A 13,603-nucleotide genomic window follows, 5' to 3' on the forward strand; every position below is an offset into this window, starting at 1 on the left:
CCTGTACTGCTGCTTTTACTGCTCGTTCTTCTGGTGATGCGGGGGGCGGGCCGGTGATCAGCGGTCCTTGGGGTCCGCCGCCTCGGCCTCGGCCTGCTTGGCCTGCACCTCGGGGTCGAGGTCGGCCTGGGCACTGCCGTCGACCGAGGTCAGCGGCGTCCGGTCGTGGACCTCGGTGGCGGCAGGCGGCTCGACCAGCCAGTCCGGGTTGGCCTGCTTGTCCCACCACTTCCACGCGGCGAAGGCGCCACCGGCCAGCAGACCCAGCACCGCGAGGCGCTTGGCGAGACGGCCGGAGCGGGCCCGGCGCTCGTGCTTGCGCACCAGCTTCTGGACCTCCTTCGCGGTGACCTGCCCGCGCAGCGCGGCGAGCGCGGCTGCGGAACGGGCCGCTGCCTCCTCGCGCACCGGCTGAGCCACCGCCACCGCATGCTCGACGCGCGGAACGGTGTAGTCCGCGGCCTGCTTGGCGGCCTTCCTCGTCACGACGGCCGCCTTCTGCGCGGCCTCGTCGACACGAGCGGGCACATGGGTGCGGGCCTGCTCGATCCGGGGGGCCAGATGCGCCCCGTACTGCTGGCGGGCCTGTTCCGCCGCCTGCTGGGTGGCGTGGGAAACCCGGGGCGCGAGCCGTGTCCGGGCTTCGTGCGCGTAGTGCACGGCCGTCTCCTTGGCCGTGCCCGCGTAGGGCGCCACCACTTCGGCGGCGTGCCGCACGCTGTCCTTGGCCGTACTGGTCGCGTGGCGCACGCTGTCCTTACGGGTCACGGAAATCCTCCTCCTCGGTGGCGCTTCGGCTATGCGCCTTTCCACCCGAATCGAAATCATGCCCGGCGAGAGCAAACCCGGCACGTGCGGCCGGGCATCCGGGTCATGCACGGCCAGGGATGCCGACCGTGGGGCAAATACGGTGCAAGGGGAACTCCGGACGACAATGCCACGCTTCGCGTCCTCGCGCGCCGGTTCGGTGCGGACTCGTCCGAAGAATGCCGGTCATCGGTGGGGTGAACCCTCGCTGAACCCATCCGGCCGGAACGGTGCCGCGGGCCTCCGTGGGAGGATCGGCCCGAGCCCGGCGGAGCACCTCCGGCGGGCGCGGGACTCCGGCGGGAAGGCAGGACCGTGGCCGAGCAGCTGTACGCCACACTCAGGACCAGTCAGGGCGACATCGACGTTCTGCTGCTGCCGAAGTACGCACCCGAGACGGTCCGCAACTTCGTCGAACTGGCCAGGGGCGAGCGGGAGTGGACCAACCCCGCGACGGGCGCCCGGACCAAGGACAGGCTCTACGACGGCACGATCTTCCACCGGGTGATCAGCGGGTTCATGATCCAGGGCGGCGACCCGCTCGGGAACGGCCTGGGCGGCCCCGGGTACGAGTTCGCGGACGAGATCCACCCCGAGCTCAGCTTCCGCAAGCCGTACCTGCTGGCGATGGCCAACGCGGGCCCGGACACCAACGGTTCGCAGTTCTTCATCACGGTGGAGCCGACGACCTGGCTCAACACCAAGCGCACCATTTTCGGCGAGGTCGCCAACCAGGCGAGCCGGAGGGTGGTGGACGCCATCGTCCGCGCCGAGGTCAATCCGCGGACCGAGCGCCCGGTGCGGGACATCGTCCTGGAGACAGTCGTCGTCCAGACGCGCTGACATCGCGACAATGGTCCGCATGGAGCAGCCGCCGAAAAGCCCGGACCAGCAGCCCGCCGACGCAGCAGGAGCGGTGCCGCACTGTTATCGGCACCCCGACCGGGAGACCGGCATCCGGTGCACCCGTTGCGAGAAGCCGATCTGTACCGACTGCATGGTCGATGCCTCGGTGGGCTTCCAGTGTCCCGACTGCGTACGCGACGGCTCGGGGACCGGCCACCCGCCCAGCGCCGGCCGGCCGCGGAACGTCGTGGGCAGCCCCCTGCGCGCAGGCGACCCCCGGCTGGTCACCAAGATCCTCGTCGGGCTGAACCTTGCGGTCTTCGCTGTGGTGCTGCTCCCGGACACCGGTGAGCGGATCGTCCGTGACTTCTTCCTGATCGGAGGGTGGCCCGCTCCGCCGTACTTCGTCACCGAGGGCGTTGCCGCGGGTGACTGGTACCGGCTGTTCACCTCGATGTTCCTGCATCAGGAGATCTGGCACATCGCCTTCAACATGCTGGGGCTGTGGTGGCTGGGCGGACCGCTGGAGGCGGCTCTCGGGCGGGCCAGGTTCCTCGCCCTGTACGTACTGTCCGGGCTCGCGGGCAGTGCGCTGACGTATGCCGTCGCCGCACCGAACCAGCCTTCGCTCGGCGCTTCCGGTGCGATCTTCGGACTGCTCGGTGCCACCGCCGTACTGATGAAACGCATGAACTACGACATGCGGCCGGTGCTCGCCCTGCTGGTGATCAACCTGATCTTCACCTTCGGCGGCAGCAACATCGCCTGGGAGGCACACGTCGGCGGTCTGGTGGCGGGCGCGGTCCTCGCGCTCGGCCTGGTGCAGGCGCCGCGCGAGAAGCGGGCTCTGGTGCAGTACGGGGTCTTCGGGCTGGTCCTCGTCGCGGTGCTGGTGACCGTGCTGGTCAGAACGGCCTCGCTGACCCTCTGATCCGCCGAGGGCTGTGGGGGAACGGACTTCCGACCCGTTTCCGCGCCCGTTGTCCACAGCGCGTGGCCAAAGCTGTGCATGCTGTGGGGAAGCCGGGGAACATCTGAGCCCCTTGTCGCTGAGCTGGGTTTTCCCGGCCAGGACAAGGGGCGTCAGAGGGGGTGTGGGGTGAGGATGCGATCACACTGGCGTCAACAGCGTGAGAGTTATCCACAGATCGTCGTAACTTTTCCTCAGGTGTGGATAACGCTGTGGACAGTTCTGGGCAGGGCTTGCGCCACGGGCCCGGAGATGCCTGGGAGAGGCGCTACTTCCACTGCGTGGAGACGCCGAAGCCGGCGGCGATGAAGCCGAAGCCGACCACGATGTTCCAGTTCGCCAGGCTCTTGATGGGCAGGCTGCCCTCCGTCACGTAGAACAGCACGATCCAGGCGAGACCGATCAGGAACAGCGCCAGCATCACGGGGGCGACCCAGCTGCGGTTCGTCAGCTTGATCGCTGTCGCCTTCTTCGGGTCGGGCGTAGCCGTGAAATCGGCCTTCTTGCGGATACGTGACTTCGGCACGAGGGACTCTCCTGTCGATGCGCTGCGTGACCGCGCAGGGAACTGTGGCGTGACGCCAAGGGGCAGGGGCGGGAGCCGACGGGAGCACGCTGCCTCCCCCGGGCGTCCGTTAGCGTAGTGCTTCCGCGGCGTCGAAGGAGATAAGGGTATGAGCAATTCTGCCGACGCCCCGGACCAGTCCCCGGACGGGGCCCTGGACAAGGCCCCGGACCGGTCACCGGACCAGCCCGTGGACCAAGCCCTGAACGGGACCCCGGGCCGGTCACCGGACGTGGCACCGGGGCAGTCCTCCGACGGGTCCGAAGACGTGGCACCGGGGCAGTCCTCCGACGGGTCCGAAGACGTGGCACCGGGGCAGTCCTCCGACGGGTCCGAAGACGTGGCACCGGGGCAGCCCTCCGACGGGTCCGCCGGCCTGCTCCCCGCGCCCCCTGCCGGGCGGCGGTTCCGGCTGCGCCCAGTGCAGCTGCTCACCGCTGGGGTCTTCGCCCTCGCCGGGCTGATCTTCATCACCAGCTTCAGCACCGCCAAGGGCACCAACATCCGCACCGACGACTCCCTGCTGAAGCTGTCCGACCTCACCCGTCAGCGCAGCGAGAAGAACCAGGAGCTGGAGAAGGCCACCGGCATCGTGCGCAAGGAGGTCGACGCCCTCGCCCGCCGCGACGACGGCAGCACCAAGGCCGAGGACGCCGAGCTGGGCGCCCTGGAGAAGGCCGCGGGCACCCAGAAGCTGGCCGGCCAGGGTCTCACCGTCACTCTCAACGACGCCCCGCCGGGGGCCACCGGCAACCCCGGCTACCCCAAGCCGCACCCCAATGACCTGGTCATCCACCAGCAGGACCTGCAGGCCGTCGTCAACGCCCTGTGGGAGGGCGGCGCCCAGGGCATCCGGATCATGGACCAGCGCCTCATCTCCACCAGTGCCGTCCGTTGCGTCGGCAACACCCTGATCCTCCAGGGCCGCGTCTACTCCCCGCCGTACACCGTCACCGCCGTCGGCGACCGCGGCCGTCTGAAGAAGTCCCTGGCCGCCTCGCCCGCGCTCCAGAACTACCAGCTGTACGTCAAGGCGTACGGTCTCGGCTGGAAAGTCGACGAGCACGAGGCGATGACTCTGCCCGGCTACTCCGGCACAGTGGATCTCCACTACGCGAAGCCCGTGCAGCAGTAACGCGCGGCGCGGTGAGGGGGGGCAGCCATGCCGGTGCGGGAGTCCGCGCGTCCGCCGGTGCGGGTGTCCGCGCGACTGGTCGTGCGCACCCTCAGCGAGATCTGCATCACCGCCGGCGATGCAGCAGTAACGCGCGGCGCGGTGAGGGGGGCAGCCATGCCGGTGCGGGAGTCCGTGCGTCCGCCGGTGCGGCTGTCCGCGCGACTGGTCGTGCGCACCCTCAGCGAGATCTGCATCACCGCCGGCGCCCTCATCGTCCTGTTCGTCGTGTACGTGATCTTCTGGACCGGGGTGCGGGCCGCGGGCGCCTCCGACGGACAGATCGACTCCTTGCGCGCCGAGTGGGCGCACCGGCCGGCGGCCCCTGCCCCCGCCCCGGGCACCACGTCGGCCCAGCCGCCCCCGGGGCCCGCGTACCGCGACGGAAAGCCCTTCGCGGTGATGTACGTCCCCCGGCTCGGCAAGGAGTGGGACTGGCCGGTCCTCCACGGCACCTCCACCGCCACCCTGAAGAAGGGTCTCGGCCACTACGCGGGCACCGCCCGCCTCGGCGAGAGCGGAAACTTCGCGGTCGCGGGACACCGCAGGACCTACGGCGACCCCTTCAAGGACTTCCCCGCCCTGCGGCCCGGGGATGCCGTCGTACTGAACGACGGCACGACGTGGTTCACGTACCGCATCACCAACAAGCCGTACCGGACGGTGCCGAGTGACGTCGGGGTCGTCGACCCGGTCCCTCGAGGGGCCGGCTTCGACGGGCCCGGCCGCTATCTGACGCTCACCACCTGCGAGCCGGAGTGGGGCAGCAGCCACCGGCTGATCGCCTGGGCGCACCTGGACGCCACACAGCCGGTGGGCAGGGGCAGGCCGGCCGCTTTGGGCGGCTGAGCCCGGACGCTTGCGCGCGCCCTTTAGTCTGGTCACCACCGAACGGGAAGGGACACCATGTACGGCTGGATCTGGCGGCATCTGCCGGGCAACGCATGGGTGCGGGCACTGATCTCGCTCGTGCTGGTCCTCGCGGTGGTGTACGTGCTTTTCCAGTACGTCTTCCCGTGGGCGGAGCCGCTGCTGCCGTTCGGTGACGTGACGGTCGACGGAAAGAACGGATCGAACGGCTGATGAGCGCACGCATCCTCGTTGTCGACAACTACGACAGCTTCGTCTTCAACCTGGTCCAGTACCTCTACCAGCTGGGCGCCGAGTGCGAGGTGCTGCGCAACGACGAGGTCGCGCTCGCGCACGCCCAGGACGGCTTCGACGGCGTACTGCTGTCCCCCGGGCCCGGCACGCCCGAGCAGGCGGGCGTCTGCGTCGACATGGTGCGGCACTGTGCCGACACCGGGATCCCCGTGTTCGGCGTGTGCCTCGGCATGCAGTCGATGGCGGTGGCGTACGGCGGTGTGGTCGGCCGGGCACCGGAACTGCTGCACGGCAAGACCTCGCCGGTGCGGCACGAGGGCGCGGGCGTCTTCGCCGGGCTGCCCTCCCCGTTCACGGCGACCCGTTACCACTCGCTGGCCGCCGAGCCCGAGTCGGTCCCGGCCGAACTGGAGGTGACCGCGCGCACCGAGGACGGCATCGTGATGGGGCTCAGGCACCGTGACCTGCCGGTCGAGGGCGTGCAGTTCCACCCCGAGTCGGTGCTGACGGAGTGGGGCCATCTGATGCTGGCCAACTGGCTCGTGCAGTGCGGGGACACGGAGGCCGTGGGGCGTTCGGTGGGACTGGCCCCGGTGGTGGGTGCGGGCAGGGCCTCCGCGTGACGGCGCTGCGCCCCGAGCACGACGCCGCCGGGTACGGGCCTCCCTACGGTGAGGAGTACGGCGGCGACGGCCTCGGGGCGGCGGTGGACCGGCTCGACGATCCGCTCAACGACCCCCTGCCGGGCCGGCAGGCCCCCAGCTGGGCCCAGGAGCCCCAGGGGGCGTACGACCCGTACGCGGCGCAGCAGGGGCCCGTACAGCAGCCTCCTTACCAGGCATACCGAGAGCCGCAGGAGTTCCAAGAACCGCAGGAGTGGTACGACCCGGACGGGTACCGGCGGGACTGGTACGGCCAGCAGCAGGTTCCGGCCTCCGCCCCGGCCCCCGCCCCGGCCCCGTACGAGGCTCCGGTCGGGGGTTACGTACAGCCGCAGCCGCAGCCGCAGCCGCAGCCGCAGCCTCAGTCTCAGGCGCAATCGCAGCTGCAGCCGCCGGTGCCTCCGGTGGACGAGCCGACCTACGCCCTGCCGACGGTGGAGCCGGTCTCCCGATGGCGTCCGGCCGAGCCGGAGCTTGAGCCCGAGCGCTTCGCCCCCGAGCCCGAACGGTTTGCCTCCGAGCCCCAACGGTTCGTGCCGGAGGGCGGCGGGCGCGCCGAGCGGCGCAGGGCCGCGCAGGGCAAGCCCCGGCGGAAGGCGGGGGCCCCGAAGGAGGGCGCCGGGGTCGTCGTCAGCCGTTTCGTCGGGGAACTGTTCATCACCTTCGGCGTCGTGATGCTGCTGTTCGTGACGTACCAGCTCTGGTGGACCAACGTCCGTGCCGGGATGCAGGCGGACGGGGCCGCGCACAGCCTTCAGGACGGCTGGGCGAAGGGCGGTGCGAAGCCGAAGGCGGCCGGGGTGTTCGAGCCGGGCCAGGGCTTCGCCATCATGCATATCCCCAAGCTCGACGTGAAGGTGCCGGTCGCCGAGGGCATCGACAAGCACAAGGTGCTGGACCGGGGCATGGTCGGGCACTACGCGGACGGCAAGCTGAAGACGGCGATGCCCTCCGACCGGCAGGGCAACTTCGCCGTGGCCGGCCACCGCAACACCCACGGCGAGCCGTTCCGCTATGTGAACCGGCTGGTCAAGGGCGACAAGATCGTCGTCGAGACGCAGGACGCGTTCTACACGTACGAGATGACGTCCATGCTCCCGCAGACGTCGCCGTCGAACGTCGGTGTGATCCAGCCGGTGCCGCCGGGGTCCGGTTTCACCACGCCCGGGCGGTACATCACCCTCACGACCTGCACCCCCGAATTCACCAGCACCTACCGGTTGATCGTCTGGGGCAAGATGGTCGACGAACGGCCGCGGAGCAAGGGCATGCCGCCCGCGCTGGGCAACTGAGCGACGAGGGACGGGTGCGGTGGCAGCGAGGACCGAGCAGGACGAGCGGACGGACGGACGGCCCCCGCGCACCACTGCCCCCCGGGGGCGGATCGCGGCCGCCATCGGCGTCTTCGGCGAACTGCTGATCACCGCCGGGCTGGTGCTGGGCCTGTTCGTGGCGTACTCACTGTGGTGGACGAACGTCCTCGCCGACCGCGAGGCCGGCAAGCAGGGCGACGAGGTGCGGCACAGCTGGGCGAGCGGCGGCCCTGGCGCCCGCGACATCAAGAACGGCATCGGCTTCCTGCACGTACCCGCCATGAAGAACGGCGAGGTGCTGGTCACCGGGGGCACCGACACCAAGGACCTCAACTCCGGCGTCGCGGGTTACTACACGGACCCCGTGAAGGCCGCCCTTCCCTGGGACAAGCAGGGCAACTTCTCGCTCGCCGCGCACCGGGACGGGCACGGCGCGAAGTTCCACCACATCGACAAGCTGAAGAACGGCGACGCGATCGTCTTCGAGACGAAGGACACCTGGTACGTCTACAAGGTGTACGCGGCCCTGCGGGAGACCTCCAAGTACAACGTGAAGGTGCTGGACCCGGTCCCGAAGGAGTCGGGCAGGTCGAAGGCGAGCCGCTACATCACGCTGACGACGTGCACCCCGGTCCTCACCTCCAAGTACCGGTACGTGGTGTGGGGCGAGCTGGAGCGCACCGAGCGGGTGGATTCCCGGCGGACCCCGCCAGCGGAACTCAGGTAGCTAGGCGGCGGTTCGCCGGCGCGGTGGGCGGTCCGTGCGGTGGGCGGTCCGTGCGGTGGGCAGTCCGTGTGGCGGCGGCCCGTGCGGCGGGCGTCCGTGCGGCGGGCGGCGGTCGGTCCGCGTGGTGGGCGGTCCGCGTGGCGGTTCGTCAGAAGGGGGGAGGGCCCCGGCACCTTCACTGTGCCGGGGCCCTCCCCCCCTCGCCACTCTGCTGCGCCCAGATTCTTCCTGCGTCCGTTAGTCGAGACCGCCGAGGAGACCGCGCTCCCCGCCGTCGCCGTGGCCGTCACCGCCGCCGTGGCCGTCACCGCCGCCACCGCCCATGGTGAACAGGACGACCGGGGTCTCCTTGGAGATCGTGCTGCCGCCGGGCGGTGTCACCGAGAGGACCTTGGCCTTCGGCTTGTCCGATGCGCCGGGGGCGAGCTGAACGGTCAGCCCCAGGCCTTCGAGGGTGCCCTTGGCCTCGTCGTAGTTCTTGCCGACGAGGTCGCCGGGGATCTGGACCTGCTCGCCGACCGGCGGCGTGGGAGTCGCCGGAGCCTTGGCGACCGTCAGCACGATCTTGGTGCTTGCGGGGGCCTTGCCCTTCGTGGACTGGGAGATGACCGTGTTCGGCGGCTTGTCCGCGGACTCCTGCTCCTGCTTCTCGACGTTGTCGAAGCCCAGGTCGTTGAGCGTCTTCTGGGCGGCCTCGTAGGGCTGCCCGGCCAGGTCCGGGATCACCAGTTCCTTCTCCTTGGCGATGGTCAGGGTGATCTCGGAGCCCTTCTCCACCGACTCACCGCCCTTGGGATCCTGGTTGATGACGGTGCCCGGGGTCTTCTCGGACTGGGCCTCCTTGACCCTGGGCTTGAAGCCCGCCTCGGTGAGGCGGTTGGTGGCCCGCTCCCGGGTCTGCTCCATGACGTCGGGGACCTCGCTCTTGGGGGCGCCCGTGGAGACGACCACCGTGACCGGAGAGTTCTTGTCGACCTTGGTGCCGCCCGGCGGGTTCTGCTTGCAGATCGCGCCCTTCTCCTGGTCGGCACAGGGCTGGTCGTCGCGCTTGAGCGTGAGGCCCAGGGCCGTCGCGTTCTGCTGTGCCTGGGCGAACTTCTGGCCGACCAGCGCGGGCACGGCGACCTGTTCGGCCGGCTTCTCCTTGCCGCCGAAGATCTCGTTGCCGATCAGGACGGCGCCGACGAGGACCAGGATGCCCGCGAGGACCAGCAGGATCGTCGAGGTGTTGCTCTTCTTCGGTTGCTGGCGGCGGCGCCCCTGCTGGTCGTCGTAACCGCCGTTGCCGCTGCCGTAGTCCCCGTTCCCGTTGCCGCTGACGGGCGGCATCATCGCCGTCTGACCGCCTTGGCCGGCCTGGCGCAGGGCTGTGGTCGCCTGGTCGTTGCCGCCGTACGAGTCGTAGCCGCCGTAGCCGACCGCACCCATTGCGGCCGTCGCGGCGACCGGACGGCCGTCCAGGCACGCCTCGATGTCGGCCCGCATCTCGTCGGCGGACTGGTAGCGGTAGTCGGGGTCCTTGGTCAGGGCCTTGAGGACGATGGCGTCCATCTCGGGCGTGATCTCGGAGTCGAAGTTCGACGGGGGCTGCGGCTCTTCCCGTACGTGCTGGTAGGCGACCGCGACGGGTGAGTCCCCGATGAAGGGCGGACGGACCGCAAGCAGTTCGTACAGCAGGCAGCCGGTGGAGTAGAGGTCGGAGCGTGCGTCAACCTGCTCGCCCTTGGCCTGCTCCGGGGAGAGGTACTGCGCGGTGCCGATGACGGCGGCGGTCTGCGTCATCGTCATGCCCGAGTCACCCATGGCGCGGGCGATGCCGAAGTCCATGACCTTGACCTGCCCGGTGCGCGTCAGCATGACGTTGGCCGGCTTGATGTCGCGGTGGACGATCTGGGCGCGGTGCGAGTACTCCAGTGCCTGGAGGATCCCCACCGTCATCTCCAGGGTGCGCTCGGGGAGCAGCTTGCGCCCCGAGTGCAGGAGTTCCCGCAGGGTTGAGCCGTCGACGTACTCCATCACGATGTACGGGATGGAGACGTTGTCGACGTAGTCCTCGCCGGTGTCGTAGACGGCGACGATCGCCGGGTGGTTGAGCGAGGCGGCCGACTGGGCCTCACGGCGGAACCGGGCCTGGAAGGACGGATCGCGGGCGAGGTCCACCCGCAGCGTCTTCACAGCGACGGTGCGGCCGAGCCGGGTGTCCTGACCGAGGTAGACCTCGGCCATGCCACCACGGCCGAGCACCGAGCCCAGCTCGTACCGGCCGCCGAGGCGACGCGGCTCTTCCATAGCTAATCCAGCCCTCTCCGTCTGTCCCGACCGCACCCGTGCGTGGTCCGGCGGTGTGCTGTTCGCGCATACGGTACCGGGCGGCCCGCAGCCGATCGGCCCGCGACCGTCACCTGATACCTGACCGGTACGTCAACGTGGACGAACGGTGTGGGCCGGTGACGGGCGTCACTGCGGGCCTGCTTTCGCTGACCGTTTCACGTGAAACATCGCGTTTTCGTCCGCTGTCCCTGTTTCACGTGAAACATCCCCGCCGCTCTTTCCGTCCTCCCGCCTCTCGGCCGGGGCTACTTCGAGCGGTCGAGCACCGCCTGCATGACGTTCTTGGCGATGGGCGCGGCGAGACCGCCACCGGAGATGTCGCCACGTGCGGCCTCGCTGTCCTCGACGACGACGGCGACGGCGACCGGGGAGCCCTTGTCGGTCTTGGCGTAGGAGATGAACCACGCGTAGGGGTTCTTGTCGTTGTTCAGGCCGTGCTGTGCGGTACCGGTCTTGCCGCCGACGGTGACGCCGTCGATCTTGGCCCGCGTGCCGGTGCCCTCGTTGACCACCGTCTCCATCATCTGCTGGACCTTCTGGGCGTTGTCGGCCGACAGCGGCTGACTCATCTCCACCGGGTCGGTCTGCTTGAGGACGTCCAGATTGGGGTCGGTCAGCTTGTCGACCATGTACGGCGTCATCAGCTTGCCGTCATTGGCGATGGCGGCGGTGACCATGGCCATCTGGAGAGGAGTGGCGGCGGTGTCGAACTGGCCGATGGAGGACAGGGCGGTCTGTGAGGGGTTCAGCTCCTTGGGCCACACGCTGGCGTTGGAGCGGACGGGCGTGAACTGTTCGCTGTTGAAGCCGAACTTCTCCGCCGTCTCCCGCATCTTGTCCTTGCCGAGGTCGGACCCGAGCTTTCCGAAGACGGTGTTGCAGGACCACTGAAGCGCCACCCGAAGGCTGGCGTTCTTGCAGGGGTGGTTGCCGTCATTGGGAAGCACCGTGGTGGTTCCCGGCATGGTCCAAGGGAGCGGTGACTCGGTCGCCGCGTCGATTTCCCCGACCTTGCCGTGCTCCAACGCCGCAGCCGCCGTGACGACCTTGAACGTCGAGCCAGGCGGGTAGGTCTGGCGCAGCGCCCGGTTGAGCGAGATGTCGTCCGGGTTGACCTTCTTGTCGAGCTTCTTCCACGCCTCGTCGTCGCCCATCCCCGCGATCTTGGACGGGTCGTAGGAGGGGGTGCTTGCCAGGGCGAGGATCTTGCCGGTCTTGGGGTCGAGGGCCGCGACGGCGCCCTTCTTGCCCTTCAGCCCCTCGTATGCGGCACGCTGGGCGTCGCCGTTGAGGGTGGTGACGACATTGCCGCCTTTCTTCTCCTCGCCGGTGAACAGCGAGAGCGTGCGGTCGAAGAAGAGGCGGTCGTCGGTGCCGGTGAGGATGCCGTCGTTGAGGTTCTCCAGCTGGGTGGCGCCGTAGACCTGCGAGGCGAAGCCGGTGACGGGGGCCCACATGGGGCCGTCCTTGTAGGTGCGCTTGTACTTGAGGTCGCCGCTCTTGGCTTCGACGGACCCGGTGATCGCCTTGCCGTCGACGATGATGTCGCCGCGCGGGTGGGCGTAACGCTCCACCAGGACACGGCGGTTGTCCTTGTGGCTCTTGAGTTCGTCGGCCTGGACGAACTGGACCCAGTTGACGCGGACGAGCAGCGCGAGGACCAGGATGCCGCAGAAGATGGCAACCCGGCGCAGGGGCTTGTTCACGGGCGGACCACCTGGGTCATTTCGGCGTCGGGGGACGGGGCGGGCGCGGGCGCGGGGCGCCGCGCGGTGTCACTGATGCGCAGCAGGATGGCCACCAGCGCCCAGTTGGCGATCACGGAGGAGCCACCCTGGGCCAGGAACGGCATGGTCATACCGGTCAGCGGGATGAGGCCGGTGACGCCACCGGCGACGACGAAGACCTGGAGGGCGAAGGCACCGGAAAGGCCGATCGCGAGGAGCTTGCCGAACGGGTCGCGGGCCGCCAGCGCCGTGCGGACGCCGCGCTCGATGAGCAGGCCGTACAGCAGGATGATCGCCATCACGCCGGTGAGGCCCATTTCCTCGCCGATGGTGGCGAGGATGTAGTCGCTCTTGGGAGCGATGCCGCCGATGAAACGCGAGTAGCCCTGGCCGAGCCCGGAGCCGAAGAGGCCGCCGGAGCCGAAGGAGAACATGGCCTGGGCGGTCTCGGTGACACCGCCGTTGGGAGCGAGCGCCAGCGGGTCCAGCCAGTTGTTGACGCGGCTTTGCACATGGCTGGCGAAGGTGGCCACACCGACCGCCCCCGCCGCGCTCAGCGTGAGACCGAAGACGACCCAGCTGGTGCGTTCCGTGGCGACGTACAGCATGATCACGAAGAGGCCGAAGAACAGCAGCGAGGTACCGAGGTCGGTCTCGAAGATCAGGATCATCAGGCTGAGCGCCCAGATCGCGAGGATCGGGCCGAGGTCGCGGCCGCGCGGCAGGTACATCCCCATGAAGCGCCGGCTGGCCAGGGCGAGGGCGTCGCGTTTGACCATCAGATAGCCCGCGAAGAAGATCGCGATGATGATCTTGGCGAACTCGCCCGGCTGGAGCGAACCGACGCCGGGGATGGTGATCCAGATGCGCGCGCCGAACCGTGCCGGGAAGAACACCGGAAGGATCAGCAGGATCAGCGCCACGACCATCGAGATGTACGTGTAGCGCTGGAGGACACGGTGGTCCTTGAGGAAGAACAGCACCGCCAGGAAGAGCGCGACACCGAGCGTCGACCACATCAGCTGTTTGGCCGCCATCGGCCCGCCGAGGCTGGCGGTGGTGATGGTCGGCTCCTGGTCGAGCCGCCAGATCAGCACCAGCCCCAGCCCGTTGAGCAGGGTCGCGATCGGCAGCATCAGCGGGTCCGCGTACTTGGCGAACTTGCGCATCATCAGGTGCGCGACTCCGGCCAGCAGACTGAGCCCCACCCCGTACCCGAGCATGCCGGCGGGCAGGCTGCCGTCCTTGGCGAGACCCACATTGGCGTACGCGAAGACGGGGATGGCGACGGCGAACGCGAGCATGAGCAGCTCGGTGTTGCGCCTGCTGGGTGCTTCGATCGCGCCGATGGTGGTCGTGTTGGTGACAACGCTCATA

At 69.3% G+C, this 13,603-nt stretch carries 13 protein-coding genes; 8 read left to right on the plus strand and 5 right to left on the minus strand.

Annotation, left to right across the window (positions count from 1 at the left end):
- Nucleotides 1-57: 57 nt before the first annotated feature.
- Nucleotides 58-768 carry a DUF5324 family protein gene (locus ACFWVV_RS09260; RefSeq protein ID WP_384347778.1) on the minus strand — a complete coding sequence of 237 codons (711 nt, stop codon included), beginning with the start codon at nt 766-768 and terminating at the stop codon, nt 58-60.
- Nucleotides 769-1,122: 354 nt separating this feature from the next.
- Here ACFWVV_RS09260 and ACFWVV_RS09265 point away from each other — a divergent pair, with 354 nt between their 5' ends.
- Both ACFWVV_RS09265 and ACFWVV_RS09270 read left to right on the plus strand, forming a co-directional pair.
- The gene (locus tag ACFWVV_RS09265) at nt 1,123-1,650 is read left to right on the plus strand and encodes a peptidylprolyl isomerase (protein WP_384347780.1); all 528 of its coding nucleotides are present in this window, start codon (nt 1,123-1,125) and stop codon (nt 1,648-1,650) included.
- Nucleotides 1,651-1,669: 19 nt separating this feature from the next.
- Complete coding sequence (locus ACFWVV_RS09270; protein WP_384347783.1) at nt 1,670-2,584, plus strand: rhomboid family intramembrane serine protease; 915 nt, start codon at nt 1,670-1,672, stop codon at nt 2,582-2,584.
- Nucleotides 2,585-2,891: 307 nt separating this feature from the next.
- Here ACFWVV_RS09270 and crgA read toward each other — a convergent pair whose 3' ends face one another.
- A complete protein-coding gene (gene crgA / locus ACFWVV_RS09275) occupies nt 2,892-3,149 on the minus strand; it encodes a cell division protein CrgA (RefSeq protein ID WP_384347786.1) in 258 nt (85 codons plus the stop codon).
- Between the two features lie 415 nt (nt 3,150-3,564).
- Here crgA and ACFWVV_RS09280 point away from each other — a divergent pair, with 415 nt between their 5' ends.
- The 6 genes from ACFWVV_RS09280 to ACFWVV_RS09305 all read left to right on the plus strand — a co-directional run bounded on the left by ACFWVV_RS09280 (nt 3,565) and on the right by ACFWVV_RS09305 (nt 8,168).
- Nucleotides 3,565-4,323: a DUF881 domain-containing protein gene (locus ACFWVV_RS09280; RefSeq protein ID WP_384347908.1), complete on the plus strand. Its 759-nt coding sequence runs from the start codon at nt 3,565-3,567 to the stop codon at nt 4,321-4,323.
- Nucleotides 4,324-4,515: 192 nt separating this feature from the next.
- Nucleotides 4,516-5,211, plus strand: a complete 696-nt coding sequence (locus ACFWVV_RS09285; protein ID WP_384347911.1) for a class E sortase — start codon at nt 4,516-4,518, stop codon at nt 5,209-5,211.
- A 57-nt stretch (nt 5,212-5,268) separates the two neighbouring features.
- Nucleotides 5,269-5,445, plus strand: a complete 177-nt coding sequence (locus ACFWVV_RS09290; RefSeq protein WP_384347789.1) for a hypothetical protein — start codon at nt 5,269-5,271, stop codon at nt 5,443-5,445.
- Complete coding sequence (locus ACFWVV_RS09295; protein ID WP_384347791.1) at nt 5,445-6,089, plus strand: aminodeoxychorismate/anthranilate synthase component II; 645 nt, start codon at nt 5,445-5,447, stop codon at nt 6,087-6,089. The genes ACFWVV_RS09290 and ACFWVV_RS09295 overlap by 1 nt, the downstream gene beginning before the upstream one ends.
- The gene (locus ACFWVV_RS09300; protein WP_384347794.1) at nt 6,086-7,420 is read left to right on the plus strand and encodes a class E sortase; all 1,335 of its coding nucleotides are present in this window, start codon (nt 6,086-6,088) and stop codon (nt 7,418-7,420) included. The genes ACFWVV_RS09295 and ACFWVV_RS09300 overlap by 4 nt, the downstream gene beginning before the upstream one ends.
- Nucleotides 7,421-7,439: 19 nt before the next feature.
- The gene (locus ACFWVV_RS09305) at nt 7,440-8,168 is read left to right on the plus strand and encodes a class E sortase (protein WP_384347797.1); all 729 of its coding nucleotides are present in this window, start codon (nt 7,440-7,442) and stop codon (nt 8,166-8,168) included.
- 237 nt (nt 8,169-8,405) lie between these two features.
- On the opposite strand, the gene pknB is transcribed toward ACFWVV_RS09305, so the two are convergent.
- From pknB to ACFWVV_RS09320, 3 genes are all read right to left on the minus strand, one after another.
- On the minus strand, nt 8,406-10,457 hold the full coding sequence (gene pknB, locus ACFWVV_RS09310; RefSeq protein ID WP_384347800.1) for a Stk1 family PASTA domain-containing Ser/Thr kinase: 2,052 nt from the start codon (nt 10,455-10,457) through the stop codon (nt 8,406-8,408).
- Nucleotides 10,458-10,744: 287 nt separating this feature from the next.
- A complete protein-coding gene (locus tag ACFWVV_RS09315) occupies nt 10,745-12,205 on the minus strand; it encodes a peptidoglycan D,D-transpeptidase FtsI family protein (RefSeq protein ID WP_384347803.1) in 1,461 nt (486 codons plus the stop codon).
- A complete protein-coding gene (locus ACFWVV_RS09320; RefSeq protein ID WP_384347806.1) occupies nt 12,202-13,602 on the minus strand; it encodes an FtsW/RodA/SpoVE family cell cycle protein in 1,401 nt (466 codons plus the stop codon). The genes ACFWVV_RS09315 and ACFWVV_RS09320 overlap by 4 nt, the downstream gene beginning before the upstream one ends.
- Nucleotide 13,603: the final 1 nt, after the last annotated feature.

The sequence above is a fragment of the Streptomyces sp. NPDC058663 genome (assembly GCF_042716745.1).
Classification (GTDB): domain Bacteria; phylum Actinomycetota; class Actinomycetes; order Streptomycetales; family Streptomycetaceae; genus Streptomyces.

Excerpts from the sequence above, each read along its gene's own strand:
- ACFWVV_RS09320 (WP_384347806.1), bottom strand. The coding sequence starts at position 13,602 with ATGAGCGTTGTCACCAACACGACCACCATCGGCGCGATCGAAGCACCC.
- pknB (WP_384347800.1), bottom strand. The coding sequence starts at position 10,457 with ATGGAAGAGCCGCGTCGCCTCGGCGGCCGGTACGAGCTGGGCTCGGTG.
- ACFWVV_RS09290 (WP_384347789.1), top strand. The coding sequence starts at position 5,269 with ATGTACGGCTGGATCTGGCGGCATCTGCCGGGCAACGCATGGGTGCGG.
- ACFWVV_RS09270 (WP_384347783.1), top strand. The coding sequence starts at position 1,670 with ATGGAGCAGCCGCCGAAAAGCCCGGACCAGCAGCCCGCCGACGCAGCA.
- ACFWVV_RS09295 (WP_384347791.1), top strand. The coding sequence starts at position 5,445 with ATGAGCGCACGCATCCTCGTTGTCGACAACTACGACAGCTTCGTCTTC.